The 6,918-nt window shown below is 70.9% G+C and carries 6 protein-coding genes; 5 read left to right on the top strand and 1 reads right to left on the bottom strand.

Going from position 1 to position 6,918, the window contains the following annotated elements; genetic code table 11:
* Window positions 1–105 precede the first annotated feature (105 nt).
* The 4 genes from uvrC (at window position 106) to whiA (ending at window position 5,012) form a co-directional block, all read left to right on the top strand.
* Window positions 106–2,034 carry an excinuclease ABC subunit UvrC gene (uvrC, locus tag AB0K18_RS08140; RefSeq protein ID WP_364911543.1) on the top strand — a complete coding sequence of 643 codons (1,929 nt, stop codon included), beginning with the start codon at window positions 106–108 and terminating at the stop codon, window positions 2,032–2,034.
* Between the two features lie 64 nt (window positions 2,035–2,098).
* Entirely contained in the window at window positions 2,099–2,965 is an 867-nt protein-coding gene (gene rapZ, locus AB0K18_RS08135; RefSeq protein ID WP_355421766.1) for an RNase adapter RapZ, read from the top strand.
* Window positions 2,966–2,988: 23 nt separating this feature from the next.
* The gene (gene yvcK, locus AB0K18_RS08130) at window positions 2,989–3,960 is read left to right on the top strand and encodes a uridine diphosphate-N-acetylglucosamine-binding protein YvcK (protein ID WP_364911539.1); all 972 of its coding nucleotides are present in this window, start codon (window positions 2,989–2,991) and stop codon (window positions 3,958–3,960) included.
* 71 nt (window positions 3,961–4,031) lie between these two features.
* The gene (gene whiA, locus AB0K18_RS08125; protein ID WP_026214667.1) at window positions 4,032–5,012 is read left to right on the top strand and encodes a DNA-binding protein WhiA; all 981 of its coding nucleotides are present in this window, start codon (window positions 4,032–4,034) and stop codon (window positions 5,010–5,012) included.
* A gap of 61 nt (window positions 5,013–5,073) precedes the next feature.
* Here whiA and AB0K18_RS08120 read toward each other — a convergent pair whose 3' ends face one another.
* Window positions 5,074–5,715 (bottom strand): hypothetical protein, encoded by a 642-nt coding sequence (locus tag AB0K18_RS08120; protein ID WP_364911536.1) that lies wholly within the window; start codon window positions 5,713–5,715, stop codon window positions 5,074–5,076.
* Window positions 5,716–5,899: 184 nt separating this feature from the next.
* On the opposite strand from AB0K18_RS08120, the gene gap reads away from it, so the two are divergent.
* Window positions 5,900–6,904: a type I glyceraldehyde-3-phosphate dehydrogenase gene (gene gap, locus AB0K18_RS08115; RefSeq protein WP_364911533.1), complete on the top strand. Its 1,005-nt coding sequence runs from the start codon at window positions 5,900–5,902 to the stop codon at window positions 6,902–6,904.
* Window positions 6,905–6,918: the final 14 nt, after the last annotated feature.

Here is a 6,918-nt window from a genome sequence, read left to right as displayed (position 1 = left end):
AACGCCCGCGCCCAACCAAAGACCAGCTTCGCCGCCACTTCACCTATCCGAAGCTGGACCAGTTACCCGGCCAAGGTTGCGTGACGGGCCACTAGGCTGACAGGCGTGGCGAGATCAGCGGCAAACACCTTGAGTTTCCGGCCCAGGCCGGGTTCGATCCCGGAGTCCCCGGGGGTCTACAGGTTCAGGGACGCGCACGGCCGGGTGATCTACGTCGGCAAGGCCAAGAGCCTGCGCCAGCGGCTCAACTCCTATTTCGCCGACTTCTCCGCGCTGCATCCCCGCACGCAGTCGATGCTGACCACGGCCGCCGACGTCGACTGGACGGTCGTCGGCACCGAGGTCGAGGCGCTGCAGCTCGAATACTCCTGGATCAAGGAGTTCGACCCCCGCTTCAACGTCAAGTACCGCGACGACAAGTCCTACCCCTACCTCGCGGTCACCATGGGCGACGACTTCCCGCGCGTGCAGGTCATGCGCGGCGCCAAACGCAAGGGCACCCGTTATTTCGGCCCCTACTCCCACGCCTGGGCCATCCGCGAGACGGTCGACCTGCTGCTGCGGGTCTTCCCTGTGCGCACGTGCAGCGCCGGGGTGTTCAAGCGGGCGGGGCAGATCGGGCGGCCCTGCCTGCTGGGCTACATCGACAAGTGCTCGGCGCCGTGCGTCGGCCGGGTGACGCCTGAGGAGCACCGCGACCTGGCCGAGGACTTCTGCGACTTCATGGCGGGCAACACGAGCCGCTTCATCAAGCGTCTCGAGAAGGAGATGCGCGAGGCGGCCGCCGAGCAGGAGTACGAACGCGCCGCCCGGCTGCGCGACGACATCCAGGCGTTGCAGCGGGCGCTGGAGAAGCAGGCCGTCGTGCTCGGCGAGGGCACCGACGCCGACGTGATCGCGCTGGCCGAGGACCCGCTCGAAGCGGCCGTGCAGGTGTTCTACGTACGCGGCGGGCGCATCAGGGGCCAGCGCGGCTGGGTCGTCGACAAGGTCGAGGAGACCTCGCCCGGCGAGCTGGTCGAGCAGTTCCTGCTGCAGATGTACGCCGAGGCCAACGCCGAGTCGATGCCCCGCGAGGTGCTGGTGCCCGCGCTGCCGCCCGACACCGAGGCGGTGGCCGAGCTGCTGACCGAGCAGCGCGGGGCCCGCGTCGAGGTGCGGGTGCCGCAGCGCGGCGACAAGAAGTCGCTGATGGAGACCGTCGAGCGCAACGCGAAGGAGTCGCTTGCCCAGCACAAGATCCGCCGCGCCGGCGACCTGACCACGCGCAGCAAGGCGCTGCAGGAGATCGCCGACGCGCTCGACCTCGACCAGGCGCCGCTGCGCGTCGAGTGCTACGACGTCTCGCACCTGCAGGGCGAGAACGTCGTGGCGTCCATGGTGGTCTTCGAGGACGGCCTGGCCCGCAAGAGCGAATACCGGCGCTTCGCGGTCAAGACCAAGGAGGGCGACGTCGCCTCGATCTACGAGGTGATCACCCGCCGGTTCCGCCGCTACCTGGAGGAGCGTTCGGCCACCGGCGAGCTGGCGGCCGACGACGACGCCGGCGGCGGCCCCATCGACCCGGAGACCGGCAAGCCGCGCAAGTTCGCCTACCCGCCCAACCTCGTCGTGGTCGACGGCGCCGGGCCCCAGGCGGCCGCGGCGCAGCGGGCGCTCGACGAGCTCGGCATCGACGACGTGGCGGTGTGCGGCCTGGCCAAGCGGCTGGAGGAGGTGTGGCTGCCGGGCGACGACCAGCCGGTGATCATGCCTCGTTCAAGTGAGGGTCTCTACCTGCTGCAACGGGTGCGCGACGAAGCGCACAGGTTCGCCATCACCTACCATCGATCCAAGAGGTCCAAGACGGTGAAGGAGAGCGCGCTCGACGGCGTGCCCGGCCTGGGGCCGGCGCGAAGGCAGGCGCTGCTCAGACACTTCGGCTCCGTGAAAAAGCTACGCGAGGCCACTGCCGCCGAAATCTGCGAGGTTCCCGGCATCGGCCCGTCCATCGCCGAGGTCATCGTGTCGACGCTGAAGGGAGAGTCACCTTGATCTCGCCAGGATGCCAGGGTGCGCACGCCGTACGATCCTGCCCGCCCGCGGATGAGGTGAGACGATGAGCACCGAGCCGGCGTTCGTCATCGTCACCGGCATGTCCGGGGCGGGGCGCAGCACCGCCGCCAAGGCGCTCGAGGATCTGGGCTGGTTCGTCATCGACAACCTGCCGCCCGGGCTGCTGTTCGCCATGGCCGAGGAGGCCGGCAAGGTCAAGCTGGCCGCCGACAAGGTGGCCGCCGTCGTCGACGTGCGCAGCCTGGCCTTCACCACCGACCTCAACGCCGCCATCGAGGAGCTCGAAGGGCGCGGCGTCCGCGTGCGGGTGGTCTTCCTCGAGGCCAGCGACGAGGAGCTGGTGCGCAGGTTCGAGAACGTCCGCAGGCCCCACCCGCTGCAGGGCGAGGGGCGGCTGGTCGACGGCATCACCAGGGAGCGCGGCATCCTGCGCGAGGTGCGGGCCAACGCCGACCTGGTGATCGACACCTCCACCCACAACGTGCACGACCTGCGCGGCAAGATCGTCGACTTCTTCGGCGGCGACGACCGGCCGGGGCTGCGGCTCAACGTCGTGTCGTTCGGCTTCAAGTACGGCCTGCCGGTCGACGCCGACCTCGTGGTCGACTGCCGGTTCCTGCCCAACCCGCACTGGGTGCCCGAGCTGCGGCCGATGAACGGGCTCGACCCCGCGGTCAGCGACTACGTGCTCGGCCAGCCGGGCGCCAAGGAGTTCCTCGACGCCTACGAGGAGGTCCTGCAGGTGGTCGCGGCCGGCTACGCGCGCGAGGGCAAGAGCTACGCGACGCTCGCGGTGGGCTGCACCGGCGGCAAGCACCGCAGCGTGGCGATGGCGGAGCAGGTCGCCGCCCGGCTGCGTGACCGCGGCATGGAGGTCCAGGTGAGCCACCGGGATGTGGGGCGGGAGTGACCGATGAAGGCGTTCCGTCACCGATGACGGGCGCACCCGACGTCCTGGGCGTCGGCAGGACCGGCGTCGGGCCGGCGGTCGTCGCGCTGGGCGGCGGCCACGGGCTCCACGCGTCCCTGTCGGCCTTACGGATGGTGACCGACCGGTTGACCGCCGTGGTGACGGTCGCCGACGACGGCGGCTCCAGCGGGCGGCTGCGCCGCGAGCTGGGCGTGCTGCCGCCCGGTGACCTGCGCATGGCGCTGGCCGCGCTGTGCGGCGACGACGAGTGGGGCAGCACCTGGAGCGAGGTCGTCCAGCACCGCTTCCGCAGTGAGGGCGAGCTGCACGGCCACGCGGTCGGCAACCTGCTGATCGTGGCGCTGTGGGAGCTGCTCGGCGACCCGGTGGCCGGGCTCGACTGGGTCGGGCGGCTGCTGGGCGCGCACGGGCGGGTGCTGCCGATGGCCTCGGTGCCGCTCGACATCGTGGCCGAGGTGGAGCTCGACGGCGTCATCTCGCCCGTACGCGGCCAGGTGGCCTGCGCCTCGACGCCCGGCCGCGTGCAGGCGATCTCGCTGGTGCCCGAGGACCCGCCGGCCAGGCCGGAGGCGGTCGCGGCGGTGCTGGAGGCCGACTGGGTGGTGTTCGGGCCCGGGTCGTGGTTCACCAGCGTGCTGCCGCACCTCAAGGTGCCGGCGCTGGCCAGGGCGCTGCACGCCACCCGCGCGAAGCGGCTGGTCACGCTCAACCTCGCCCCCCAGCCTGGCGAGACCGACGACTTCTCCCCCCAGCAGCACCTGGAGGTGCTCAGGCAGCACGCTCCTGATCTGTCCATCGACGTGGTGCTCGCCGACACCGGGGTCGTGGACGATCCCGACGCCCTCGACAAGGCGGCCAGCGCGCTCGGCGCCAGGCTCGTCATGGCCGACGTGGCCGCCTCCGACGGCTCGCCCCGGCATGACCCACGACGTCTTGCCTCCGTCCTGGACGAGATTTTCCTCCAGAAGCGTTGATCCTGGTCGGCGTGGCGCGAAGGTGCGAGAGACTCAAGAGAGCCGGTCTGAATGGGGGAGAGGACTAACGCATGGCGATGACAGGTGTGGTGAAGGACGAGCTGAGCCGCCTGCCGGTGCTGAAGCCGTGCTGCCGCAAGGCGGAGGTTTCGACGCTGCTGCGGTTCGCCAGCGGCCTGCACCTGGTGGGCGGGCGGATCGTGATCGAGGCCGAGCTCGACACCAACGCCACCGCGCGGCGGCTGATCAAGGACATCGGCGAGGTGTTCGGGCACAAGGCCGAGGTGCTCGTGCTGGCTCCCGCCGGGCTGCGCAAGGGCTCGCGCTACGTCGTACGCGTCTACCGCGACGGTGAGGCGCTGGCCAGGCAGACGGGTCTCATCGACAACCACGGCCGCCCCGTGCGCGGGCTGCCCCGCCAGGTCGTGGCGGGCGCCGCCTGCGATGCCGAGGCCGCCTGGCGCGGCGCGTTCCTGGCCCACGGCTCGCTGACCGAGCCCGGCCGGTCGATGTCGCTGGAGGTCACCTGCCCTGGGCCAGAGGCGGCGCTGGCGCTGGTGGGCTCGGCGCGGCGGCTGAAGATCCACGCTAAGGCGCGCGAGGTCCGCGGGGTGGACCGCGTGGTGGTCCGCGACGGCGACGCCATCAGCGCGCTGCTGACCCGGCTCGGGGCGCACGACAGCGTGCTGGCCTGGGAGGAGCGGCGGATGCGCCGCGAGGTGCGGGCCACCGCCAACCGGCTGGCCAACTTCGACGACGCCAACCTGCGGCGCTCGGCGCGGGCCGCGGTGGCGGCGGGCGCGCGGGTGCAGCGGGCGCTGGAGATCCTCGGCGACGAGGCGCCCGAGCACCTGGTGGTGGCCGGGCGGCTGCGGGTGGAGCACAAGCAGGCGTCGCTGGAGGAGCTGGGGCAGATCGCCGACCCGCCGCTGACGAAGGACGCCATCGCGGGGCGCATCAGGCGGTTGCTGGCGATGGCCGACAAGAGGGCGTCCGACCTGGGCATCCCCAACACTGAGGCCAATCTCACAGTGGACATGCTGGCCCCGTGACCAGCCTCGCCGGCGCGCGTAGGGACGGGCATCACCCCGTCCCTCGCCGGGGGGCGGCGGGCTAGTCGCGGGCGGGCTTGCGGGGCGTGAACAGGTCCGTGGTGGGCTTGGGGGCGGGCTGCTGGGCGGGCTCGAACGGGGCCCGGTACTCCGGCTCGCCGGAGGAGTCCTCCGGCCGGTCGGGCGTCTCGGCGCGCTGCGCCCGGCGTACCCGCAGGACCCGCAGGGTGAGCAGGACGAGCGCGGCCAGCGCGGCCACGGCGATGTAGAGCCAGGCCGGCCAGGTCTCGGCCAGCGGCTCGCGGTAGACGCGCAGCGCGTACGGCAGGCCCTGGTTGAAGACGGGCAGGCTGACGTCCGACAGGTCCGCGGGCGTGCGGTCGGCGGGCGTGCGCAGGCCCGCGCCGATCAGGACGGACGAGCCGGTGATCTGGCCGGCCGCGACGGCGCCGCCCGCGTACACGGCGGCGAGGGGGACGAGCAGGAGGCTGCGCGGGCGTACGGCGCCCATGGCGAGCGTGACGAGGAGGGCGATGAGCAGCGACAGTGCCAGCGAGATGGGCACTCCGCCCCCGAAGCTCATCACCGCCTCCGGCAGGCTCTCCTGGTACAGCACGGCCGCCCCCAGCCCCGCCGCGCAGACGAGCGCGGTGAGCAGGCCGATGAAGAGCCCGGATAGTAGGCCGGACCGCTTATGTGACATCTCAGCCCCCAGAGAATGCACGAATTTACTCCGACGAGTCGGGCACTTTACTCGAACCTCGCAAAACGTGTCGTAGGAACGCCGATTCACATGCCGGTACCTGCAGTGGTCTAAACCAATTTGGGTCCGATAAGGTTCGTGATTGAGGTTTCCAGCCCGCATCTGTTCGAGGAGATCGGTTCCCGTGAGCATCCGCGTAGGCGTCAACGGCTTCGGCCGCATCGGTCGCAACTTCTGGCGCGCTGTCGCCGCCAGCGGCAAGGACATCGAGATCGTCGCGGTCAACGACCTGACCGACGTTGCGACGCTCGCGCACCTGCTGAAGTACGACAGCATCCTGGGCCGCCTGCCCTACGAGGTGAAGGCCGGCGGCGACGAGATCACGGTCGACGGCAAGTCGATCAAGGTCTTCGCCGAGCGCGACCCGGGCAAGCTGCCGTGGGGCGACCTCGGTGTCGACGTCGTCGTCGAGTCGACCGGCCTGTTCACCGACGCCACCAAGGCCAAGGTGCACGCCGACAACGGCGCGAAGAAGGTCATCATCTCCGCCCCGGCGAAGAACGAGGACGTCACCCTCGTGCTGGGCGTCAACGACGGCGCGTACGACCCGGCCCAGCACACGATCATCTCCAACGCCTCCTGCACCACCAACTGCCTGGCCCCGATGGCCAAGGTCATCCACGACTCCTTCACCATCGAGAAGGGTCTGATGACCACCATCCACGCCTACACGCAGGACCAGAACCTGCAGGACGGCCCGCACAAGGACCTGCGCCGCGCCCGCGCCGCCGCGCTCAACGTGGTGCCCACCTCCACCGGCGCCGCCAAGGCCATCGGCCTGGTCCTGCCCGAGCTCAAGGGCAAGCTCGACGGCTTCGCCATGCGCGTGCCGATCCCCACCGGCTCGGCCACCGACCTGACCGTCGAGGTCGGCCGCGACGTCACGGTCGAGGAGGTCAACGCCGCGGTCAAGGCCGCCGCCGAGGGCCCGCTCAAGGGCATCCTCACCTACACCGAGGACCAGATCGTGTCCTCCGACATCGTCACCGACCCGGCCTCCTGCATCTTCGACGCAGGCCTCACCAAGGTGATCGGCAACCAGGTCAAGGTCGTCGGCTGGTACGACAACGAGTGGGGCTACTCCAACCGCCTGGCCGACCTGGTCGAGCTGGTGGGCCGCGGGCTCTGATGCCGGAGCGGTCG

This window comes from Nonomuraea sp. NPDC049421 (genome assembly GCF_040677005.1).
GTDB classification, from domain to species: domain Bacteria; phylum Actinomycetota; class Actinomycetes; order Streptosporangiales; family Streptosporangiaceae; genus Nonomuraea; species Nonomuraea salmonea.
This window is presented reverse-complemented; position numbering and strand designations above follow the sequence as displayed.